This window comes from Terrihalobacillus insolitus (genome assembly GCF_028416575.1).
In the GTDB taxonomy this organism is placed as follows: domain Bacteria; phylum Bacillota; class Bacilli; order Bacillales; family Amphibacillaceae; genus Terrihalobacillus; species Terrihalobacillus insolitus.
Map to the genome: position 1 here is coordinate 140,283 of NZ_JAMQKB010000003.1, position 23,809 is coordinate 164,091.

Annotated in this window: 20 protein-coding genes; 2 read left to right on the top strand and 18 right to left on the bottom strand. The window is 37.8% G+C overall.

From position 1 onward, the window contains the following. Positions 1-325 precede the first annotated feature (325 nt). On the bottom strand, positions 326-568 hold the full coding sequence (locus NC797_RS05550; protein ID WP_272435757.1) for a hypothetical protein: 243 nt from the start codon (positions 566-568) through the stop codon (positions 326-328). Positions 569-945: 377 nt separating this feature from the next. Between NC797_RS05550 and NC797_RS05555 the strand changes: the two genes are divergently transcribed. Continuing rightward, positions 946-1,224: a hypothetical protein gene (locus NC797_RS05555; RefSeq protein ID WP_272435758.1), complete on the top strand. Its 279-nt coding sequence runs from the start codon at positions 946-948 to the stop codon at positions 1,222-1,224. 148 nt (positions 1,225-1,372) lie between these two features. Here NC797_RS05555 and pnpS read toward each other — a convergent pair whose 3' ends face one another. From pnpS to NC797_RS05605, 10 genes are all read right to left on the bottom strand, one after another. Then, positions 1,373-2,740: a two-component system histidine kinase PnpS gene (pnpS, locus tag NC797_RS05560; protein WP_272435760.1), complete on the bottom strand. Its 1,368-nt coding sequence runs from the start codon at positions 2,738-2,740 to the stop codon at positions 1,373-1,375. Next, positions 2,740-3,432, bottom strand: a complete 693-nt coding sequence (locus NC797_RS05565) for a response regulator transcription factor (protein WP_272435762.1) — start codon at positions 3,430-3,432, stop codon at positions 2,740-2,742. The genes pnpS and NC797_RS05565 overlap by 1 nt, the downstream gene beginning before the upstream one ends. 384 nt (positions 3,433-3,816) lie before the next feature. Next, entirely contained in the window at positions 3,817-4,293 is a 477-nt protein-coding gene (locus NC797_RS05570; protein ID WP_272435763.1) for a MaoC family dehydratase, read from the bottom strand. A 113-nt stretch (positions 4,294-4,406) separates the two neighbouring features. Continuing rightward, a complete protein-coding gene (locus NC797_RS05575) occupies positions 4,407-5,150 on the bottom strand; it encodes a type II toxin-antitoxin system Phd/YefM family antitoxin (protein WP_272435764.1) in 744 nt (247 codons plus the stop codon). A 262-nt stretch (positions 5,151-5,412) separates the two neighbouring features. Continuing rightward, positions 5,413-7,380: a heavy metal translocating P-type ATPase gene (locus NC797_RS05580; protein WP_272435765.1), complete on the bottom strand. Its 1,968-nt coding sequence runs from the start codon at positions 7,378-7,380 to the stop codon at positions 5,413-5,415. 109 nt (positions 7,381-7,489) lie between these two features. Next, positions 7,490-7,819: an ArsR/SmtB family transcription factor gene (locus NC797_RS05585; RefSeq protein ID WP_272435766.1), complete on the bottom strand. Its 330-nt coding sequence runs from the start codon at positions 7,817-7,819 to the stop codon at positions 7,490-7,492. Positions 7,820-8,077: 258 nt separating this feature from the next. After that, positions 8,078-9,019 carry a malate dehydrogenase gene (gene mdh / locus NC797_RS05590; protein ID WP_272435767.1) on the bottom strand — a complete coding sequence of 314 codons (942 nt, stop codon included), beginning with the start codon at positions 9,017-9,019 and terminating at the stop codon, positions 8,078-8,080. Between the two features lie 22 nt (positions 9,020-9,041). Next, on the bottom strand, positions 9,042-10,313 hold the full coding sequence (gene icd / locus NC797_RS05595) for an NADP-dependent isocitrate dehydrogenase (protein WP_272435768.1): 1,272 nt from the start codon (positions 10,311-10,313) through the stop codon (positions 9,042-9,044). A gap of 56 nt (positions 10,314-10,369) precedes the next feature. Next, the gene (citZ, locus tag NC797_RS05600; RefSeq protein WP_272435769.1) at positions 10,370-11,482 is read right to left on the bottom strand and encodes a citrate synthase; all 1,113 of its coding nucleotides are present in this window, start codon (positions 11,480-11,482) and stop codon (positions 10,370-10,372) included. A gap of 183 nt (positions 11,483-11,665) precedes the next feature. Beyond that, the gene (locus NC797_RS05605) at positions 11,666-12,136 is read right to left on the bottom strand and encodes a DUF441 domain-containing protein (RefSeq protein ID WP_272435770.1); all 471 of its coding nucleotides are present in this window, start codon (positions 12,134-12,136) and stop codon (positions 11,666-11,668) included. A gap of 74 nt (positions 12,137-12,210) precedes the next feature. Here NC797_RS05605 and ytvI point away from each other — a divergent pair, with 74 nt between their 5' ends. Continuing rightward, positions 12,211-13,329 (top strand): sporulation integral membrane protein YtvI, encoded by a 1,119-nt coding sequence (gene ytvI, locus NC797_RS05610; RefSeq protein ID WP_272435771.1) that lies wholly within the window; start codon positions 12,211-12,213, stop codon positions 13,327-13,329. Positions 13,330-13,341: 12 nt separating this feature from the next. On the opposite strand, the gene NC797_RS05615 is transcribed toward ytvI, so the two are convergent. The 7 genes from NC797_RS05615 to dnaE all read right to left on the bottom strand — a co-directional run bounded on the left by NC797_RS05615 (position 13,342) and on the right by dnaE (position 23,643). Then, a complete protein-coding gene (locus NC797_RS05615; protein ID WP_272435772.1) occupies positions 13,342-13,734 on the bottom strand; it encodes an FxsA family protein in 393 nt (130 codons plus the stop codon). Positions 13,735-13,788: 54 nt separating this feature from the next. Beyond that, positions 13,789-15,549, bottom strand: a complete 1,761-nt coding sequence (pyk, locus tag NC797_RS05620; RefSeq protein ID WP_272435773.1) for a pyruvate kinase — start codon at positions 15,547-15,549, stop codon at positions 13,789-13,791. Between the two features lie 263 nt (positions 15,550-15,812). Then, positions 15,813-16,772, bottom strand: coding sequence for a 6-phosphofructokinase (pfkA, locus tag NC797_RS05625; protein ID WP_272435774.1), 960 nt, complete (start codon positions 16,770-16,772; stop codon positions 15,813-15,815). A 196-nt stretch (positions 16,773-16,968) separates the two neighbouring features. Then, positions 16,969-17,928, bottom strand: coding sequence for an acetyl-CoA carboxylase carboxyl transferase subunit alpha (gene accA, locus NC797_RS05630; protein ID WP_272435775.1), 960 nt, complete (start codon positions 17,926-17,928; stop codon positions 16,969-16,971). Further along, positions 17,925-18,785 carry an acetyl-CoA carboxylase, carboxyltransferase subunit beta gene (accD, locus tag NC797_RS05635; protein ID WP_272435776.1) on the bottom strand — a complete coding sequence of 287 codons (861 nt, stop codon included), beginning with the start codon at positions 18,783-18,785 and terminating at the stop codon, positions 17,925-17,927. Before accD ends, accA begins: the two co-directional genes overlap by 4 nt. Before the next feature lie 69 nt (positions 18,786-18,854). Next, the gene (gene ystJ / locus NC797_RS05640; RefSeq protein WP_272435777.1) at positions 18,855-20,093 is read right to left on the bottom strand and encodes an NADP-dependent malic enzyme; all 1,239 of its coding nucleotides are present in this window, start codon (positions 20,091-20,093) and stop codon (positions 18,855-18,857) included. Between the two features lie 190 nt (positions 20,094-20,283). Continuing rightward, the gene (gene dnaE, locus NC797_RS05645; RefSeq protein WP_272435778.1) at positions 20,284-23,643 is read right to left on the bottom strand and encodes a DNA polymerase III subunit alpha; all 3,360 of its coding nucleotides are present in this window, start codon (positions 23,641-23,643) and stop codon (positions 20,284-20,286) included. Positions 23,644-23,809: the final 166 nt, after the last annotated feature.

A 23,809-nucleotide genomic window follows, 5' to 3' on the forward strand; every position in this document is an offset into this window, starting at 1 on the left:
TTGACCTTGGACATCTAAAAGAATGATATCATACAATAAATTCGAAAAGGGAAATTCCAATGAAACGCCAACATTATTCTAATTAATTTAAAGTACAGGTTGTGAAAGAAACCCAGGAAGTTGGCAATAAGGCCGCTGACCCAAGCAATATCAAGACGGCCAGTTTGTTGGTATAGATACTGGTAAAGCCAGTCACCGTCAGGTTGGCGAACTAACAAAAGAAAATGTTAATCTGAAATAGCTTCTTGGGGATGTACATCCAATCGTCCCTTAATAAAAAATCACTAAATATATATACTCTTATTCTATTCATCTAAACATTAGTTCATATTTTTTGATCAATTAGTGATTGAACAAGTTCACCTAAAAATTTTATATTGGAAGTATTCATCATTGTATAATGATTCCCTAATGTTTTTAAAGCTCTTGTTTCCCCTAAGGTTAACTTATTCCACTCACTTAATGAACTATCCGAATCTTCCTTCCCTTGTATTAGGGTAATAGGGGTTTCTATAATATCTATAGATTTTCCCCATTCCCAAAGAGCATTGTAATTTTCCTGCCACATTTTTAGAGATTCCCTTATACGGTTCAAATCGTGTACACCATTTAATTCATTGTCTTTATTAGCTAATCTTAATAAATAGTGTTCTTGTTCGTTATTAGTTAGGTTTTCGCTGGTACTGTCAAGAAGATTGTGTAAGTTAATAGATTACCACAGAATGGCTTTGTGGGGAGCTCAGACATTCCTCGGGCTAGCCCGCAATGCCATCAACCCAAGTTTCCAAAAATTGTAATAAATAAATCACTCATACTTTTATAAAAAAAATCGACAATAAAATAAATCAAAAAAACAAGCAAAATTCCCCTTGACATTTGAACTTCTCCCCCACAATCGATTTTAATACCATTTTTTGGTAAATAAAATCGATTGTGGGGATTGTAATGAAGAAGATATTTTTAGGTGCCATTCGGGTTACTGAAAATCTATTAAACGATTTTGTTTTCATGTGTGAATCCCGATTGAAACCAACTTATTTTACGCGTCAAGGAACGAATAAATTGACGTTTAAAAGCATCACCCTATTTAGCTTCAACTTTGTAAAAAAGAGTATTCAAATCGAATTAGATGACTTTTTTGACCTCATGAATCAACCTGATATCAGGGTTACCAAAAGGGATTCTCAGAGGCTAGAAAGAAAATCTCACCAAGTGCATTTGTGAAACTCACTGACGCTGTCACAAACTGGTTATGATGATGATTCTTTTAAAACATTTAAAGGATATTCTTTTGTTTATTATACCATGTTTAAAGGGAAATCGTTCAACTTTACTACAGTTGAGACTAAAAAGCAAAGGACAGAATCCTTTGTTAGCTAACTTTCGGTAATTCAACAATAAATATTGCACCTTTATTTAATTCACTCTCTACTCGGATTGTCCCACCATGTGCTTCCACAATATGTTTTACAATGGCAAGCCCTAATCCAGTGCCACCTGTGTTTCTGCTTCTCGCCTTATCCACTCGATAGAAGCGTTCAAAAATCCTTGTTTTAGCATCATCTGGAATACCAATTCCCGTATCTGACACTTTGATATGCACCATTTCATCTGATTCCTGAACCTTTAACTTAACTTCTCCATTATTCGATGTGTAACTAATCGCATTGTTTAATAAATTAATGAAAACCTGTTTTAAACGATTGACATCTACTTGTATTGTTACATTTTCCATTACGTCTAAGAAAAGTTGGATATTTTTCTTTTGCGCTTGATGTTCTATAACTGGCAATACATCTTGTAAAAGTTCTTTTATTTGGACGGATTCTAGTTGTAATTTCATTTCGTCTTTTTCTAACCTAGAAAGTTCCAGTAAATCATGCACTAACGATTGGAGTCGTTCACTTTCATCCAAAATAATGTTTAAAAATTGTCTACGAGTGGCTTCATCTTCCATTGCGCCATCCAACAATGTTTCCGTAAAGCCACGAATAGAAGTGATAGGGGTTTTTAGTTCATGTGAAACATTTGCAACAAAGTCTTTTCTCATTTGCTCTAGCATTTTTAACTCTGTAATGTCATGAAAAACGAGAACCACGCCTTTTAATTGGCCTGATTCATTAAAAATTGGAGCACCTCCAATTTCAAGAAACCTTTTTTCAATATCGACACGTAGTGTAAACGAATCTTTTACTTTTTCCTCATACATAAAAGCTTCCTGAATCGCATGATGGATCTGATCCTGAGAGAGAACATCATAATAAATGTATCCTACATAATCCTTGGATTCTCCACCAAAAATACGTAAAAACTTTCGATTCACGAGATGAACATAGCCTCTTTCATCGATCAGAATTAAGCCACTATCCATGTTACTTATAACTGTTTTTAACTGGCTTTCTTGCATTTTCTCTTGAATCGTAACTTCCTGTAGACTTCTTGCAAGTGTGTTTAAAGAGTTCCCAAGTCTTCCGGGCTCGCCAAAATTACTTTCATAGGTTCTTGCTTTAAAATTACCTTTTGCAAGTTCTTCTGCAACGTTTGTAGCTGAACGAATTGGTTTAAAATACTTTTCGTATATCTGAAACAAAAGAACAAAAAATAAAACGGCTAAACTTATAAGAGCAACTATCATAATGACCCAATCGGTTGTGATTTGAGAAAGTACAATGCCTATCCCTAAGACAAAAAAAACGACAATTAATCCGTATGTAATGAACGGGCGACTTGTAGAACGCATCAGGTTGGATCCTCCATTTTATATCCGAGTCCCCTTATCGTTTTGATGTACACTGGGCGTTTCGTATCGGGTTCTATCTTTTCCCTTAAATGACTGACGTGAACATCCACGATCCGTGTGTCCCCTGCAAAATCATAATTCCAAACAGAATTAAGAAGCTGGTCTCTTGATAAAACTCTGCTTTTGTTTTTAGAAAGATATAGTAATAATTCAAATTCTTTCCGTGTGAAATCCAATGCTTCTCCGTTTAATTCTGCAACATATTGTTCTGGGTAAATCAATAAATCTCCAATTTTTATTTTTTTATAGCTTGTTCCGTTTATTGGATGTGACCTGCGAAGGATCGCTTTAATCCGAGCGACAACTTCTTTCGGACTAAATGGTTTCGTCAAATAATCATCGGCCCCAAGCTCTAAACCTAAAACCTTGTCAAATTCATCGTCTCGTGCCGTGAGCATGAGTATTGGAGTATCTATTTGCTGTTGTCTTAATTTCTTACATACCTCTGTACCATCCAATTCAGGAAGCATTAAATCAAGAATAATGAAATCGAACTCTAGTGTCGTTGCTTTTTGCAAAGCATCCAATCCATTGTAAGCAACATCTGTTTCATAACCTGATTGTTCGATATTGTATTTTAATAAAGTTACGATCGATTCTTCATCATCAACAATTAGTACCTTTTGTTTCATTATTCACCCCGCCTTTCCTACTAGTGTGTGTTCAAAAAGTCGGCAAATGATAAGCTGCGCATCTCTTCGTTGGCTTGTTTTTCCGTTACTCACGTATTAAAAGCATATCCTTAGAAAAAGAAGAACACTTTTTCTTCGTGCGAGGTAATGCTTTCGAAGCAACAAGCTTTCGCTCCGTTACTCAAAACAGCGCCGCCTCGACCTGCTTGCTTCTAATTTGTTGACTTTTGAACACGCACTACTATTATCATACAACAGAAATTGGAGTGTGAATGTAAATTTTTCTTAACATACTCCTTGAAGAACCTGCGCGCGGGAAAATCACCTTGATCGTACTCTGTACTCAAGCTTTTTTTGAGTTTAATGATCCACTATCGAACAGAATTAATAGAAATTATCCAAAGAGCTTGCTGTCATGGACTCCGGTTTATAAGGTGGGGTCACATGTAAACTTCCACAAATAACTTGATCACCATTGCTGTCAAATCCAGTCACAGATAGTACAACCAGGTGATTAGGCATATCAATTGATTGTACTTCAAGATTAAATTTGACCTCTGAATAGTGGTAGACAGGTTTAGGGAATGTCATATTATGACTAGTAATGTGACTCCCTGGTCCTGGTAGATGCATAGAAACCATTGTGGATACCATACCAAATAACATAACTGATGGTACGAGTGGTCGTTTGTATGGTGTTTGTGATGCATAATCATGCTGGATGTATAATGGATTGGCGTCATCGGTTAGACCTAAGTATAATAGTAATTCCTTATCTTCTATGGTATGAGCAGCCCAATAGCATTCGCCAATTTCGAGTTCATCAATTTTTTTACCAATCATTCTTTTCTTACCGAGCATTGTATACACTCCTATCATTTGAAAGCGTTTACCTAGTATTATAACATATGTAATGGCTGAAGCTGTTTTGAAAGGATCAACGAATAACATACTTAGAAAAACTCTTGTGCTTTTTATGGCCTGAAAATTCGTTCAAGTTCCACTGAAAGTCCTTCAAAAAGAAAAGATAGCGCGGTTTCCGAATGTTTATATGTCTTTATATTGTTGACCTCATTATTCTTAAAGCCATAAATTGTGACCGCCTTATTGAATGGGTTAACAATCCAGTATTCGTTGACTCCCGTAGTCATATAAAGATCCAACTTCTTAACTAGATCGTTGCTCTGTGTGCTTCTAGACAACACTTCGGCCACGAGCGATGGTACACCTGTGTAATAATCTCTCTCGTCCAGATGATTATCTAGATTACAAATAACCATCAAATCGGGTTGAACCACACTTGGGTCATCAAAATTTGGTCTCTTAAGATGTATATCAAAAGGTGCAACAAACGGTGTGCATTTTTCCCCTCTGAACCATTGATGAAAACTCACCAACATTTCTGTAACTGCATATTGATGCCTTGTTGTCGGCGAAGCCAATAAATAAATTTTCCCATCAATATATTCATAACGGTTCACCTCATCATCACGAGTCAGCTCAAGAAACTCCTCATACGACGCTTTTCTTCCTTTGAAATGATACGGTTCCGCGGTTTCTTTCACGATACTTTCCTGCAAAATTGGCTCAAGTTTCCCTTCCATCGACTGCAATCGTGCAAATTCGATTCCGTTACGGGTAATGATGATCTCCTCTTTTGCTGCGAGCATTAAGTATTTCCCAAAATTATTCTGCACCTCTGTAGAACTGACAATCATACGGCTTCACCTCACATTTAGTTATATTAGCTAATTTAGCTAATATAACTCTATAATACCTAAATGCCGAATGTATTACAACAACGTATAGGTCAATCCATTGCTCATACCAGAAGATATGATGGCAAGCCCGACTACCGCCAATACCATTAATAACGGGTTTGTAGAACATTGTGCAGATTTTTACCACACAAAAACAACCCACTTGAGATAAGTTGATTGTTTTGTGTGGTGTACTATTTAGTATTGATCGATTCATTGATTAGTTAGATCTTAATAATCGAAGTCCATTTAATATAACGACTAAAGTACTTCCTTCATGAATAATAACACTGATTGCAATATCCGTTAATCCTAACAAACTACCTCCAACTAAAAAGGCAACAACCGCCATTGAAAAAATAATATTTTGCCGAATAACACGGCTCATTCTTGAAGAAATTCTATGGGAATTTACCAATTTAGATAAATCATTCTTCATTAAAACCAAGTCAGATACTTCTACTGCAACATCGGTACCATCTCCCATAGCAATACCGACGTCTGCCTTGACGAGAGCTGGTGCATCATTCACACCATCTCCTACCATTGCGGTGACCCCATACTTTTCTTTTTGTTCATTTATAATATTTGATTTATCATCAGGCATTACATTAGCGATAACTTCGTCAAGTCCTAATTGTTCGGCAACAGCTCTCCCGGTCATTTCTGAGTCACCAGTAATTAAAGTTGTGTGTATACCACGTTTTTTAAAGTAATCAATGGTCGCTCTCGCGTTTTCTTTCGGAACATCCATTAAAGCTATAAGTCCGATAACTTTTTCATCTTCTGCTACATATACAACAGTCTTTCCTTCTGAAGCCCATTCGTTATTTAAACGAGTAAACTCATCTGAAACATCATCAAAAGAAGTAGGTTTACCTACACGGTAATTTTTTTGATTATAATCTCCTGTTAGACCTTTCCCAATCTGATTGATCACTTCAATGTCTATTTTATTCTTAGCTTCAAATTTTTCTAAAATTGCATTTGCTAATGGGTGATTAGATTTTTTTTCAAGTGCCACTACGATATCAATAATATTTTCTTCATTTACAGAATCAGCAAAATAAAAATTTGTTACTTCTGGTTTTCCATTCGTAAGGGTCCCTGTTTTATCGAAGGAAATTGCATTAATATCAGCGAATTGCGATAAGTAAGAACTTCCTTTTGAAAGGACTCCTCGTTTTGCAAGATTAGATGTTGTTGACAAAGTCACTGAAACGGTACTTGCCGCCAAGGCACAAGGGGAAGCTGCGACTAAAAGAACTAAACCTCTATAAACACTTTGTGCCCACGTCAAATCAAAGAGAAAAGGAGCAAGTAAGACTACTAATGGTATCATGATCAAAACTAAATTAACATATTTTGGCTCGAATTTTTGGATAATACTGGCAACTTTTGTTTGATTATTTTGATTTTGATTAACTAGTTGTAAAATTTTTGAGAAAACAGTATCTTTACTCTCTTTAGTGACTTCCATAGTAAAAGTTCCAGATCCATTAACCGTACTCCCAAACACATCGTCTCCTGTAGCCTTCTCTTTGGGTATACTTTCACCATTAATTGAAGATTCATCAATGGAGGTAGTTCCAGATAGAATTATTCCATCAATTGGTACTTGATCTCCGTTTAATACTTGAAGTTGGTCTCCGACTTTTAATTCACTAACTTCAACAATTTCGATATTTCCATTGGGCATAATTAATCTAGCTGTTGTTGGATTCATTTCGAGCAACTTGGTAATTTCCCTTTTACTTCTTCCTTCAGCGTAATCTTCAAGAAAATGCGCACCAGCAAAGATAAGAATTAATAAAGTTCCCTCGCTAAAATTCCCCATTAGGGAAGCTCCAATTGCTGCTAATCCCATTAATATATGAGAATTCGGCGTGAATTTTCTATTTAATTTAGTGTTTGCAATAGTCTCTCCAATGCCTTCAAGAACAACTACATGATAACCAGCTGTTATTGAAGCGATTGAAAATAAAACATTTTTCAACAATAAATTCTCATCACCTAAAAATAATGGAACTAAAAATAAGACTAAGCCAATATAATAAGAAATAACTGGCATTTTTCCATGATCGTGATCATGGCCGTGACCGTGACCATGTCCATGACCGTGGTCGTGGTCGTGATCGTGACCGTGATCATGATTTTCGTGTGATTGCTGTTCTTTAGTATTTTCCATTTCGAACACCTTCCTTAAAATATGATATTGGATCCAAATACACCTTTCATTTTTTACTGCCCGTTAAGATGGGATAAATTATTAATACATATTAGTTTCTCTTGAAGTACTAATGATGACAAGCGTGATCTACAGTTTGCCTTAGCATATGCATTACATGTTCATCATCATGGGAGTAATATAATGTAGTCCCTTCCCTACGGAATTTTACTAAGTGTAAATTTTTCAAAAAACGTAATTGATGTGAAACAGTTGTTTGTTTAAGTTCTAGCGCATCTGCTATTCCATTCACTGATAACTCCTTATGAAACAATAAATTAAGAATTCGTATTCTTGTTGGATCACCTAATGCTTTGAAAGTTTCAGATATTACAAATAAAGTTTCCTCATCTAAGTCATTCTTATAATATATTTCTTTCTGTTCCTTGTTATCTCCCATAAATGATTCTCCCTTATAAATGCCATTATATAAAGATGAGCATGAACAAATTATTTGAACATCTTATAACCCCACCTATTCATGTATATATTAGCATATGATCATATTATGCATATAATAAAAAGAATTGTCAAACATATAAAAAAAGCATATTATTTTCTGTAACAATATAAATCAACAATATCCGTATAAAAAACGCCATTGTCAGTGAAGACAATGGCGTTTTTTGATTTTTTGCTGATCATACTATTAAATTAACTACTTACTTAACACTTTTAAAACATTTTTTACGGAATCAGCAGATTTATCTAAAGCAGCTTTTTCATCATCGGATAAATCAAGTTCAATTATTTCCTCAAGACCATTACCACCAACAACAGTTGGAACACCTAGGTAAATGTCAGAATAACCGTACTCCCCTTCTAAGTATGCTATTGAAGGTAATACTCGTCGTTGATCTTTCAAAATAGCTTCAGCCATTACAGTCAAGGAAGCTGCTGGAGCATAATAGGCACTTCCATTGCCTAGAAGATTAACGATTTCACCGCCACCTTTTCTTGTACGCTCCACGATCGCATCTAAACGATCTTTTGAAATTAAATTTTCAAGCGGAATTCCACCTGCATAAGAATACCGAATAAGTGGCACCATGTCATCACCATGACCACCTAATACAAACCCAGTTACATCCTTAACAGATAAGTTTAATTCCTCTGCTACAAATGTACGGAACCTTGCTGTATCAAGTACACCCGATTGGCCAATCACTCTATTTTTAGGGAACCCTGATTCTTTAAATACCGTATAGGTCATAGCGTCAACTGGATTCGTTAACACTAGAATAAAGGTTTCGGGAGAATATTTTACAATTTCTTGTGTAACACTCTTCATAATTTTAGCATTTGTGCTAACGAGATCATCACGGCTCATACCTGGCTTTCGTGCAATCCCTGCCGTAATAATGACGAGGTCTGATCCTTTTGTATCTTCATAATTAGATGTACCAGTGACTTTGGCATCAAATCCTTGTACAGGACTTGCTTCTAGCATGTCGAGCGCTTTTCCTTTTGTAGGATCCTCCATATTAGGAATGTCGACTAATACAACGTCAGCCAGTTCCTTTTGAGCTACCATAAGTGCTGTCGTTGCACCAGTAAATCCACTACCAATAACAGAAACTTTTCTTCTTTGAATTGCCATCTAGAATCTCTCCTCCTAAAGCTTAGTCCATATTTTTGATCAAGGCATCGCCAAATTCGGATGTTTTGACTTCTGTTGCACCATCCATCATTCGCGCGAAATCGTATGTTACAACCTTCGAAGCAATTGTTTTATCCATTGCCTTTGTAATTAAATCCGCTGCTTCTCTCCACTCTAAATGCTCAAGCATTAATACTGCTGAAAGAATGACAGATGAAGGATTTACTTTGTCCATACCAGCATACTTTGGTGCCGTTCCATGAGTAGCTTCAAAAATGGCATGACCTGATTCAAAGTTAATATTAGCCCCTGGCGCAATACCAATTCCACCGACCTGTGCAGCAAGTGCGTCAGAAATATAATCCCCGTTTAAATTCATTGTTGCGACTACATCGAATTCTTTTGGACGTGTTAAAATTTGTTGTAAGAAAATATCTGCAATTGCATCTTTTACAATAATCTTGCCAGCTTTTTCTGCGGCATCCTGTGCTTGGTTAGCAGCATCTTTTCCTTCTTTTTCGACGATTCTGTCATACTCTGCCCACGTGAACACTTTATCACCAAATTCTTGTTCAGCAACTTCATATCCCCATGTCTTAAATGCACCTTCTGTAAACTTCATGATATTTCCTTTATGCACAAGCGTTACGTTTTTACGTCCTTCGTTAAGTGCATATTCTATTGCCGCACGAACTAGACGCTTTGTTCCTTCTTCGGAAACTGGTTTAATTCCAATCCCAGAAGTTTCTGGAAAACGAATTTTATGTACGCCCATTTCATTTTGTAGAAATTCGATTACTTTTTTTGCCTCTGGTGATCCTTTTTGCCACTCAATCCCTGCATAAATATCTTCTGTATTTTCACGGAAAATGACCATATCTGTATCTTCTGGATGTTTAACAGGTGATGGAACACCATCAAAATAACGAACAGGTCGCAAACAGGTGAATAAATCCAGTTCTTGACGTAATGCTACGTTCAAGGAACGAATCCCTCCACCAATTGGGGTAGTCAACGGACCTTTAATTGCAATCTTATAGTCACGGATCACATCTAATGTCTCACTTGGTAACCATTCACCAGTTTGATCATAAGCCTTTTGCCCAGCAAGAACCTCTTTCCACTCAATTGACTTAACGCCCTTATATGCTTTTTCCACTGCTGCTTCAATAACTTTTCTGGACGCAGCCCAAATGTCTGGTCCAATTCCATCCCCCTCAATAAAAGGAATGATTGGACGATCTGGTACGTTCATAACCCCATTATCTACTGTGATTTTTTCACTTTGTGTCATATTTAAATGCCCTCCAATTCTTTCTGTTTCCTTACTATTGTAACATATGAAAGTGATTACCTTTGTTCAATTGGGACGTACGTTTGGCCTTTAGGACCAACATATTCTGCTCTCGGACGAATCAATCGATTGTTATCATACTGTTCTAATATATGTGCAAGCCATCCAGAAACACGACTTATTGCAAATATAGGTGTAAACAAGTCATGGTCAATCCCTAGACTGTGGTAGACAGAAGCGGAATAGAAGTCAACATTTGCAGGCAGTCCTTTTTCTGCTTTAATGTACTCCTCTACTTTAACAGACATATCATACCATTTTGATTGACCAGTTAAATGAGTTAACTCTTTTGACATTTTTCGAAGGTGTTTTGCCCTTGGATCTCCATTTTGATATACACGATGCCCCATACCCATTATCTTTTCTTTGTTCTCTAATTTTTCTTTAATGTATGGTATCGCGTTATCAACTTCACCAATTTCCGTTAACATTTTCATCACTCGTTCATTTGCACCACCATGAAGTGGTCCTTTCAATGCGCTTATTGCAGCGGTAATTCCAGAGTAAACATCCGATAAGGTTGCCACACAAACGCGGGCAGTAAAGGTGGAAGCGTTTAACTCATGATCAGCATGTAAAACCAACGCCTTATTAATTGCTTCAACTTCAACATTCTCAGGACGTTTATTGTTTAACATAAAAAGAAAATTTTCTGCATAGCTTAAATTTTCCTTAGGAGACACAGGATCTTTTCCTTGTCGGATACGAGCAAAAGCTGCGACGATGGTTGAAACCTTTGCCTGCAAACGCAATGCTTTTCGTTTGTTCGCTTCTTGCTCCATAACGTCCGCTTCTTCGTCAAATAATCCAAGCATCGACACAGCAGTTCTTAATGCTGCCATCGGATGAACAGTTGATAGATCATATGATTTTAAATGAGCAATAATTTCATCAGGAACGGACATATTCGCTGCAAGCTCTTGTTGTAATTTATTTAACTCTTCTTTGTTTGGAAGTCGCTTATTCCAGAGTAAAAATATGACTTCCTCAAAACTGGCTTGTTCAGCTAAGTCATCAATTTTGTACCCGACATAGGTCAATTGGTCGTCAATAATCGAGCTTATTGAGGATTCTGTTGCAACAATACCTTCAAGACCTTTCGTTGACATTTTATCTCTCTCCTTTTCTATTGTTTCGCTAGTTGCTTCTTAAACTACAAAGAAAATATTAAAATGACATCTTCCGTAAATAAGAAACATATTCAACTCCATAAACAATTATAAACAATCTAGCACTTTTTGTGAATTGAAACCGATTAAACAGAGTGAATTTATTGGAATGTTAAAATTTACCTAAGTTAAACCAAGGATAAAATCGACCAACTTCATCACTAAATAGGCTATTCCAGCTCCTATTAAAGGGCCAACAGCAACACCTTGAAAAAAAACAACTGCAAGAATCGTACCCATTACAAGTGCCGCTGTTAATTGGGGATCATTAGCAAGTAAACTGACACCACTTTTAGCTATTAAAGCAACAAAAATTCCAGCACCTAATGCAATCCATGCATAGTAAGATTTCACACTAGCATATAATTCTTTAAAGCCAATTTCTCCTGTAGCAATTGGTACGAGTACCGCAATCGTTAAAACAGTTACGCCTAAACCAATACCTTTTGTTTCCAAGTAAGGGAATACTTTATCTTCTAGCTGAAAAAGCTTTATTCCAAATAAAACATAAACAGCGATCAAGATAGACTGATTTTTTCCTAACAAACCTAATATAAATAAAATAAGCAAAAATAACGATGACTGTGTGAACATAACGACCTCCATAAATATGGCAACAAGGATAGACACAACCTCTTTAAATCAATGGTGTGATGGGAGTGATTGGATTGAATAAACTAATATGGCATCGATTGATCAGACTGCTAATCGTTTTAGGGACTTTATTTTTTTCATTTATTATCGTTTTTTATATAACAACATTTACGTATCCGTTTGTTCTTGCAATTCTATTTGCAAGTCTATTAAATCCAATCATTAATTTTTTACAAATAAAGTGGAAATTATCTCGAAGCCTTGCTGTTCTTGCATCGATTTCATTTGTTTTAGCATTGGTCATTAGTATCATTACAATTTTGATTATAGAATTAATTCGCGGTACAACCTATTTAGGCGAACACATCCCAGCACATTTTAAAACGCTCGTACAATTTGTCGAAGATTTTATCGCACATCAAGCAATGCCGATTTATGAAAAAATGATCTCCTTGATTCGTACATTAGATCCAGCACAACAAGCAACAATCAAAAGAAACATTGAAAATATTGGAGACGAAATTGCTTCTACTGGTGCTAATACATTACAAGCGTTATTGCAGAATATACCCGTTGCACTTGGTAGTCTCCCAAATTACATGACCGTTTTTATTTTTTCCTTATTGGGTACATTTTTTATTGCAAAGGATTGGTACAAGCTACACGCATTAACAAAAAGAATGCTTCCAGAATCTGTAACCGAATCGGGCAGTGATGTGGTCAATGGACTGAAAAAAGCGTTCTTTGGTTTTGCCAAGGCTCAATGCATCCTTATTTCTATAACGGCTGTGATTGTCCTAATTGGACTCCTTTTTCTTCAAGTAAAGTATGCCATTACGATTGCTGTTATAACAGGCCTTATCGATTTAATACCCTATTTAGGGACTGGGATTGTATTCCTCCCATGGATTGCTTATCTTTTTTTAACTGGACAGTACGGCATGACAATTGGTCTTACCGCTTTGTACATGGTCGTAATTGTTCAACGTCAAGTGATGGAGCCAAAAATTCTATCAACCAATATTGGACTAGACCCATTGGCCACACTAGTAGCACTCTTTGTTGGCTTTCAAATATGGGGATTTGCCGGACTTATCCTAAGTCCAGCATTACTTGTCGTGATCAACACTTTGTACCAAACAGGGGTACTATGGCAAATTTGGTTATTTATTAAAGGACCAAAGGAAGGGTAGCATCGATTTTTATTATCTCCTGAAAATTGTTATGGTTCCACGTTTCATCATATTTTGCAACATTTTTTGCATCCAATGTTTGATTGGGTTCCTTGTATACGGAATAAGCAGGATAAAGCCTAAAGTATCTGTAATGAAGCCTGGTGTTAATAAAAACGCAGCACCGATTAAGATGCACAACCCATCAAAAATCACATCATGAGGAACCTGCCCCATTGAAACAGACTGCCTTGCTCGATGGAGTGCTTCTATCCCTTGTTGTTTAGCGAGCCATGCTCCTAAAACTCCGGTTAATATAATGAGTAAAATCACCCACCATGGACCGACTATCCCCCCTATCCATACAAGAACTCCAATTTCAAGGGCTGGAACAACTAATACAAATAACAATAACCACCGGAACATAGATCGTTCTCCCTTCTAGAGGATGTCCATAAAAAGGGGTATTCCCCCTTTTCATTACAGTACGCTTGCGTGACCGTCATAAATATCACCTTTTGTGGAATCTATGGTAATATCTTTCCCATCTTTAATAATGTCGATTGCTTTGTCTACACCAACGATCACTGGTTTTCCGAGACTTAAACCAACAACAGCAGCATGAGAGGTAATGCCCCCTTCTTCTGTTATGATTCCACTCGCTTTTTCTATTGCTGGCATCATCTCTTTGTCTGTACCATATGTGACAATAATGTCATCCTCAGAAACTTTCTGTAGTGCCTCCTCAGCATTTTTAACCACAACCGCTTTTCCGTATGCTGTTCCTTTTCCGACACCTTGTCCTTTGGCAAGCACATCTCCGATAACGTGCACTTTCATAATATTCGTTGTTCCACTTTCACCAACTGGTACACCAGCTGTAATAATTACACGGCTTCCTCTTGAAAAAATGTTTGTTGCAAGACCTCGATCCACGGCAATGTCTAACATGTCATCAGTCGACTGTGCTTCTTCTCCGATTACGGCGGATACACCCCAAACAAGAGACAATCTCCTGTTTACTTTTTCATTAAAGGTTACAGCAACAATCGGTGCTTTTGGACGGTATTTCGAAATCATTCTCGCCGTATGACCACTTTCGGTTGGCGTAATAATGGCACTAACATTTAAGTTCATCGCCGAGTGGGTAACAGACTGACTAATCGCATCTGTAATAGTCAAATCACTAGATCTAGAACGTTCATCTAAAATGATCTTATGATCAATGCCCGTTTCTGCTTTTGTCGCAATATTACTCATTGTTTGAACCGCTTCTACCGGATAGAGACCAGCAGCCGTTTCTCCAGAAAGCATAATGGCATCTGTTCCGTCAAAAATAGCATTTGCTACATCTGAAGCTTCTGCTCGTGTTGGTCTAGGGTTCCGCTGCATCGAATCCAACATTTGTGTAGCAGTTATGACTGGCTTTCCAGCTGTATTACATTTACGGATCATATCCTTCTGTACTAAAGGAACGTCCTCAGGTGGTATTTCTACTCCCAAATCTCCCCTAGCAACCATTAATCCGTCACTAACCTGCAAAATGCTGTCAAGATTATCTACACCTTCCTGGTTCTCGATCTTCGGAATAATTTGAATATCTGTTGCATGATGGCGTTCAAGTAGTTCTCTGATCTCTAGAACATCCTTCGCCCTCCTAATAAAAGACGCCGCAATAAAATCAACACCTTGTTGGATTCCGAATTCGATATCTTGTGCGTCTTTATCTGTTATTCCTGGTAGATTCACACTAACATTTGGTACATTTACACCTTTTTTATTTTTCAATAATCCAGAATTTAGTGCGATCGTTTTTAATTCGTTTTTATCGTTGATCTTTTCCATGACTTCTAGTTCGATTAATCCATCATCGAGAAGGATTTTTGAACCTTCATGCACATCGTCAATTAATTTTGGATACGTAACAGAAATACGTTCAGATGTCCCCTCTATTTCATCCATAGATACATAAACGATATCGCCTTTATTTAACTGTGCTTCTCCACCTTTAAGGACACCTGTGCGAATCTCTGGCCCTTTTGTATCCAATAAAATAGCAACTGTTTCTCCAGTCTTTCTCGCTGCTTCGCGAATATTTACAATTCGTTGGCCGTGTTCTTCAAAATCTCCGTGTGAAAAATTTAACCGAGCAACATTCATACCTGCTTGAATTAACTGGACAAGTATTTCAACAGACTCTGATGCAGGGCCAATCGTACATACGATTTTCGTTTTTCTCATGTTTCATTTCCTCCTTATATAACTTCATTAGAGATTAACACTTATAGAGGATGTTCAAAAAGTCACCAAATGATAAGCTGCGCATCTCTTCGTTGGCTTGTTTTTCCGTTACTCACGTATTAAAAGCATATCCTTAGAAAAAGAAGAACACTTTTTCTTCGTGCGAGGTAATGCTTTCGAAGCAACAAGCTTTCGCTCCGTTACTCAAAACAGCGCCGCCTCGACCTGCTTGCTTCTAATTTGTCGACTTTTTGAACACGCACTTATATGGATAATTCATTCGATAACTTGTACATATCCAAATCAATTTTATGTTCTTGAGCAAGTGCCTCACTAATAACGTGATCCACTAGTACGTTATTTTGGATTCCTACCATTCTTCCTGCTTTTCCTTCTAAGATAAGGTCTACAGCTCTTGCGCCTAATCGACTTGCTAGAACACGATCGGCTGCTGTTGGAGATCCACCCCTCTGTGTATGACCTAGAACCGTAACCCTTGTTTCAAACTGTGCTTCTTCTTTAATTCGTTTACCGTATTCGACAGCATTACCAACGCCTTCTGCCAAAATGATGATACTATGTTTCTTCCCTCTTTCATGACCGCGCTTCAGTTTTTCAATCACTTCATAGAAGTTATCAGGCTGTTCTGGTATCAAAATACTCTCTGCACCATCGGCCAATCCAGCCCACAAAGCAATATCACCTGCATGTCTCCCCATTACTTCTACAACATATGTACGTTCATGTGATGTTGCTGTATCTCTGATTTTATCAATAGCTTGTATGACTGTATTCAGTGCTGTATCAAATCCGATTGTAAAATCAGTTCCAGGAATGTCGTTATCAATAGTGCCTGGTACCCCAATACAAGGATAGCCTTTCTCCGTAAGCTTCTCTGCACCTCGAAAAGAGCCGTCCCCGCCAATTACGATCAAACCTTCAATACCATGTTTCTTTAATTGTTCTATTCCCTTTCGTTGACCCTCTTCTGTTTTGAATTCCTCACATCTGGCAGAATAAAGTACTGTTCCACCTCGCTGAATAATATCGCCAACAGAGCCAAGCTCCATCTCTGTTATATTCCCATCAATTAGACCTTGGTATCCATAACGGATCCCATAAATCTTCAAATCATGGTAAATCGCTTTTCTTACTACAGCTCGAATCGCAGCGTTCATTCCTGGAGCATCACCACCGCTCGTTAAAACTCCAATTTTTTTCATATCCTTCACCTCTATTAAAAGTTGTCGCGATTTTCTAATTCTGTCCCTATTGCAAGATAGTGCTACATTGACAATAGGCAGCTTTCATCCTTCTACCTATTATTACATCATACACGATAACGATTATAGGACACAAGGAACCCTTGCCAATTGTCTTGGCAAGGGTTATTGACTACTTTAGGCGTGAATCTGCCATTTATTCCAGTTCCTTGTACTCACCAATTTGTTTATATTTTTCCCATCTATTTTCTATCAGTTCATTGGTTGTAAGTGATTGTAATTCTTCCAAGGAAGCAGCTAAGACAGTGTCAATTTTCTCAGACTGTTCCTTAATGCTACGGTGGGCTCCACCTTTAAGCTCTGGAATAATTTGATCCACTACGCCCAGTTTCTTTAAATCATAGGACGTAATTCCCATCGATTCCGCTGCTCGCTGTGCTTGATTGGAGTCTTTCCATAGCAATGCTGCTGCCCCTTCAGGAGAAATAACAGAGTAGGTAGAATTTTCAAGCATGTGAATGCGATCACCAACACCTAAACCGAGAGCACCACCACTTCCACCTTCGCCAATTACAATACAAATAATTGGCACTTTTAAACCTGCCATCTCTACAAGATTTCGGGCAATTGCCTCACTTTGGCCACGCTCTTCTGCAGCCTTTCCTGGATAAGCACCCTTTGTATCGATAAAACTGATAATCGGTCGATTAAACTTTTCAGCTTGTTGCATGTGACGCAATGCTTTTCGATACCCTTCTGGATGCGGCATACCAAAGTTTCTTCGGATGTTTTCTTTCGTGTCCTTACCTCTTTGATGACCGACAATTGTTACTGATTTTTGTTTATATTTCGCTATCCCTGCTACAATTGCCTCGTCGTCTCCAAAATGACGGTCGCCATGAAACTCGATAAAATCAGTAAACAACTCACCTACATAATCAAGTGTCGTTGGCCGTTCAGGATAGCGCGCCATTTGGACGCGATCCCACGGTTTCAAGTTCCCGTAAATATCATCCTCTAATCTTTCTAATCTTTTTTCTAATGTTGAAATTTCATCCGTTAGATCGATATCACTGTCACTCGTAAACTTTTTTAATTCGGCAATTTTTTCTTTTAGTTCAATGACTGGTTTTTCAAAATCTAGCACCTGCTTCATGGACGATCTCCCCTAGGTTGATGTATATCCAGTATGGTCGTTAGGACGTGTTTCATTTCACTTCTTGGGATTACTTTATCAAGTTGCCCGTGTTGAAGCAAAAATTCAGCAGTTTGAAAATCATCTGGTAGATCCTCTCTTATCGTTTGTTCAATAATCCTTCTACCAGCAAATCCAATCAACGCCCCTGGTTCTGCAAAATTATAATCCCCAACAGATGCGAAACTAGCTGACACACCACCAGTTGTTGGATGGGTCATGACAGATATCATCAGACCACCTGATTCCCGAAAACGTTGAATCGCAACAGACGTCTTACTCATTTGCATTAAGCTTAGAATACCTTCTTGCATTCTAGCTCCACCAGAAGCTGTAAATACGATAAATGGGAGGGACGATTCCTTAGCTCGTTCAATTGCTCGTGCAATTTTTTCACCTACAACAGATCCCATACTTCCCATTCGAAAGCGAGAATCCATTACCGCAAATGCCGTTTCGAACCCATTAATCTCCCCTTTTCCAGTAACTACTGCTTCATTTAGACCCGATTTATTCCGGTCTTTCTCAAGTTTTTCCTCATAATCAGGGAAATGTAATGGATTAGCTGAAACGAGTTGTTGGTCCCATTCTTGGAAAGATCCTTCATCAAATAAGCTATCGATTCTTTCTCCTGCATTTAACGGATGATGGTGCTCACAATGTGGGCAAACATGAAGATTTTTTTTCATTTCTTTTCGGTAAAAAATCTTTTGACAACCTAAACATTTTTGCATTAGTCCTTCAGGAATATCTTGCTTTGCTTCCTTTCTTGGAACAGATGCATATTTCTTTTTCTTGCTAAAAAAGTCCTTGAGCAAGGGTTATTCCTCCTTTTTACAACGAAAGCAGCCATTCCATTTCTCAGAAAGTTATCGTAAGTTAAAATACTACGATTCGTCTATTAATGTTAATTGGCGAGTCTTTTCGGCTATTTCTTCTGGATCAACGTGAATACGTGCAACCCCAGATTCCATGGCAGCTTTCGCGACACTTGCAGCTACAGCCGGTGCAACCCTTGGATCAAATGGCGCTGGAATCACATAATCCTCGTGTAAATCTTCCTCTCCAATTAAGGATGCAATTGCTTCAACAGCAGCAATTTTCATTTTTTCATTTATTCTTGTTGCCCTAACATCTAATGCACCTCTAAAAATCCCAGGAAAGGCTAACACATTGTTTACTTGATTGGGAAAGTCTGATCTTCCTGTTCCGATCACTCTGGCACCTGCTTTTTTGGCAGTTTCAGGCATAATTTCAGGATCTGGATTTGCCATTGCAAAGATAATCGAATTCTCGTTCATACTCTCTACCATTTCTTCTGATAACAGACCACCAACAGAAACACCAATAAAAACGTCAGCATCTTCCATTACTTCTGCCAATTGACCTTCTTGTTTATCTTTATTCGTTATTTTAGCTACTTCATCCTTTACATCATTCATCCCATAGTTTCTACCTTCATAAATAGCACCTTTTGAATCACACATAATCATGTCACGAACACCAAAGCTATGCAATAATTTTATAATGGCAATACCAGCTGCTCCAGCTCCATTGGCGACAACTTTTATATCTGAAAATGATTTATTCACTAGCTTTAGTGCATTGAGTAATCCAGCAAGAGTTACAATTGCCGTTCCGTGCTGATCATCATGAAAAATAGGAATATTTGTTTCCTTTTTTAATCGTTCTTCGATCACAAAGCAATTAGGAGCCGCAATATCCTCCAAATTCACACCGCCAAAGGTCGGTTCCATTAATTTAACCGTACGAACGATTTCTTCCACATCATGTGTATCAAGGCAAATTGGAAAAGAGTCGACTCCAGCAAAGCTTTTAAACAACACTGATTTTCCTTCCATTACCGGAAGTGCAGCTTCCGGGCCAATGTTACCTAATCCTAAAACGGCTGAACCATCGCTTACAACTGCCACCATGTTTCCTTTCATCGTATATTCATAAACTTTGTCCTTTTGATCATATATCTCTTTACATGGTTCGGCTACACCAGGTGAATAAGCCAAACTCAGGTCCCTTGCATTTCTTACAGGAACCTTGGACTGTAATGTTAATTTTCCTTTGTTCACTCTATGAATATGTAAAGCCTCATCTCTTAAATTGGTCAACTAAAATCCGCTCCTTTTAAATGACTAGCCCGATCCTATAAAAATGGATAGACTACTACTTAGTACGTTTTATTATAACAAATGAACAACTAGTGTAAAGGATTGATACTTATTTTCCCCAGAAAAAAAGCAACGGAAAAACACATCGTTCTAGCTCCAAACAGTCCATTTTTATATTGTGTCCTCGATATTACGAATTTCGTATGACAACATTGCTTTTTCCAAATGCATGGTATAAATGATTTAGACATGTTTTCGTTAGCTTTACATTATAATCTCCACTTAATTGATACGCTGATTTTGTTTTTTCGTGGTAAATGATCACAGGTGTCTCTCCTGGGATTTCAGCTGCAATTTGTTTTAAATCTACTAGTACGTCACGATCATTCTGTTCCATTACCTTTATAAACAGCTTTTGCTTGTTTTGTTGTTCTATTTCTTCTTTTTCAAATGGTATGATTTCAGATAGTACCCATTGTAGTCTGCCATTTCTTTGTTCGATTTTACCGGTAAATAGAACGAGCATTTCTTCTTTTAACCAACGATGCACATTCCGATACAGTTCAGGAAAAAGAACGGCATCTACTTCATTACTCTCGTCACCTAAAATTAAAAATGCCATCGGGTCCCCTCTTTTTGTCCGAATTGCTTTTATTTCCAACACTACTGCTGCGCTTTTTTGATTGCGTTGTTGCAGAAATTTCTTTGAATCTGCTAATGCAAGGTAACCACTAGCGCGGAGCTTCCCTCGATAATCACTGAGTGGGTGACTAGATACATACAACCCAAGTACACTTTTTTCAAATGACAAGTATTTCATCGGTGTAAAAGGCTCCATTTCCACATATGAAACATCTAATTGAATGTCGCTCATAAATAAGGAAGGTTGATCCTCGAACTCCCGAAACAGCTCCCCTTGCTCCATTGCTTGATCAATCGTAGCCATGAGACTTGCTCGATTCGGATATGTTTCATCAAATGCACCGGCTAATATTAATGATTCCATCACCGATCTGTTGACGATCTTCGCAGACACCCTTAGGCAGAAATCAAAGATATGCTTAAAAGAACCTTCCTTTCGAGCACGAATAATTTCTGACACTGCTTGCATGCCAACGCCTTTTATCGAGCTCAACCCCATTCGAATCCTTTTGTTTTCAACCGTAAATCTTCCGGAGCTTCTATTAATGGATGGTGCTAGCATCTCAATCCCAAGTTCTTTCGCCTCTTTTACGTACATGCGTACTTTGTCTTCTTGGCTAGCTAGTGAACTCATTAATTCGGCTAAAAAATAGGTAGGGTAATGCGCTTTTAAGTAAGCCAATTGAAACGCAATCATACTATATGCAACCGCATGACTTCGGTTAAATCCGTAGTTAGAAAACCGAACAATCCAATCAAAGACTTCTTCCGCGACACTTTCTTCATAACCATTCGTCAAGCATCCTGCTATAAAATTCTCTCTTTGTTCATGCATCTTTTCCTTTTGTTTTTTGCTGACAGCTCTACGTAAAATATCTGCTTGTCCGAGTGAAAACCCTGCCATCATGTTCGCAATTTGCATGATTTGCTCTTGATAGACGAGAACACCATACGTTTTTCCTAAAATAGGTTTTAGATCGGGATGTGGATACGTGATTGCTTCCTGTCCATGCTTTCTTTTAATATAGACTGGAATATATTCCATTGGACCTGGTCGATACAATGCATTTACTGCAACAATATCTTCAAAATCGGATGGCAAAAGGCTCCTTAACACACCCTGCATCCCTTGTGATTCTAGCTGGAAAATTCCGTTTGTTCTCCCCTCCTGCAATATGGCAAAAGTATTTCGATCATCAAAAGGTATGTTTTTTATATCCAACCTTTTGTTTTCATTTTTAGCAATGGCAGACACTACTTGCTCCAGGAGGGTAAGATTTCGTAATCCTAGGAAATCCATCTTTAACAATCCGATTGCTTCTAATTCATTCATGGCAAACTGGGTTAATGCAACATCATTGTGACCCACTGTAAGTGGCACATGCTCCACTAATGGTTCTTGACTTATTACAACACCTGCAGCATGTGTGGACACATGTCGTGGTAATCCTTCTAGCTTTGCTGCAATTTTAAATAAGCGCTGCAATTTTTCTGACTGCTTCACATAGGAAGTTAGAGCATCCGAGGCCTTTACACTTTGCACGATTGAATTGGATGCGTGATTTGGAATTTCTTTTAAAATAAAAGCGGCATCCTGCTTGTCAATTTCCATTGTTTTGATTAGCTCACGGAGCACGGAACGGGCAGCAAATGTACCATACGTAATAATTTGGGCTACGTGTTCGAAGCCATATTTGTTTTTCACATACTGAATGACCTCATCACGGCGGTGATCTGAAAAGTCCACATCGATATCTGGCATCGTGATTCGCTCTGGGTTCAAAAATCGTTCAAACAATAAACCATATTTTACTGGGTCGACTTCCGTGATCCCAAGTAAATAGGCAACAAGAGACCCTGCTGCCGATCCACGACCAGGACCAACTATAATTCTTTGTTTTTTAGCAAATAAAATAAAATCCCACACGATTAAAAAATAATCGCTAAACTTCATTTTTTTAATAACGGTTAACTCAGAAGTAAGACGCTCCTCTATTTCTGTTGACATCTTATTGTCATACGTTGTTACGAGACTTTCCCGACATAGTTTTTCCAAAAATGTGTCTGCTGTCTCGCCAGTTGGGACTGGGTAGGAAGGAATCATGCGCTTACCTAAATCCAAGTTAAGCGTGCACTTCTTCGCAATTTCCATTGTGTTTTCGAGTAACTCTGGCCAAAATCCTCCATACATCGATACCATTTCTTCCTCAGACTTTAAGTATTTATTTTTCGTCGAGGCATTTGCAGCTGATCGTGACCATTTCTCTCCATTTCTTATTGCTTGAAGACAATCAAATGCAAGATGGTCTGTCGGTTCAAGGTATCTGACATCATTGATTGCAACAACAGGTGCATCAAGCTGTGACTGGTTATGATTTACTATCTGTTGGCTTTGTCTCTCTGTTTCTTGTCCATGATCCTGTACGCCCAGATAAAAATCACGTTCTTTATAGATATTCTTCCATTCAGAAACGTATGCTCTCGCTTTTTCCTTCTCATCTTTTCCTAAATAGGCTGGAATTGGCGTTGATTCCACTAGTAGAATTCCAATAATACCGCCTGTATATTGTGCTAAATCGTCCCTGTTGATCCAATCCAACTGTTTAAGCTGAATGTACGAGCTCAGTTTAAGCAGATTTTTATACCCACGATTGTTTTTGGCAAGCAATATAAAGGATGCCTTTTCACTTTCATTGTCAGACACATTAACAGCCATCCCGATAATTGGTTTCATTCCCGCTTTTAGACAAGCCTGATAAAAAGGAATGGCACCGTGTAACACATTTTCATCGGTGATGGCAAGTGCATCAAAACCAAGACTTTTCGCTTTTTCAACTAATTTCTCAATAGTTATCGAACTTTTCATCAAACTATATCCGCTTCGGACTTGCAAGTGGGTATATCCCATTATTCTCCCGCCTTTTCGAATTACTTCTATTATAGCCGAGGAAAAAGCAAAGACACAATAATATAAACTAACATAACTTGTACCCGTTTATCATAATTTTAACTAAATAGGTTGTCTTTAGGTTGGAACAAATATACGAGCTTGCTTTTCTCGAAGGTAAGAAGCT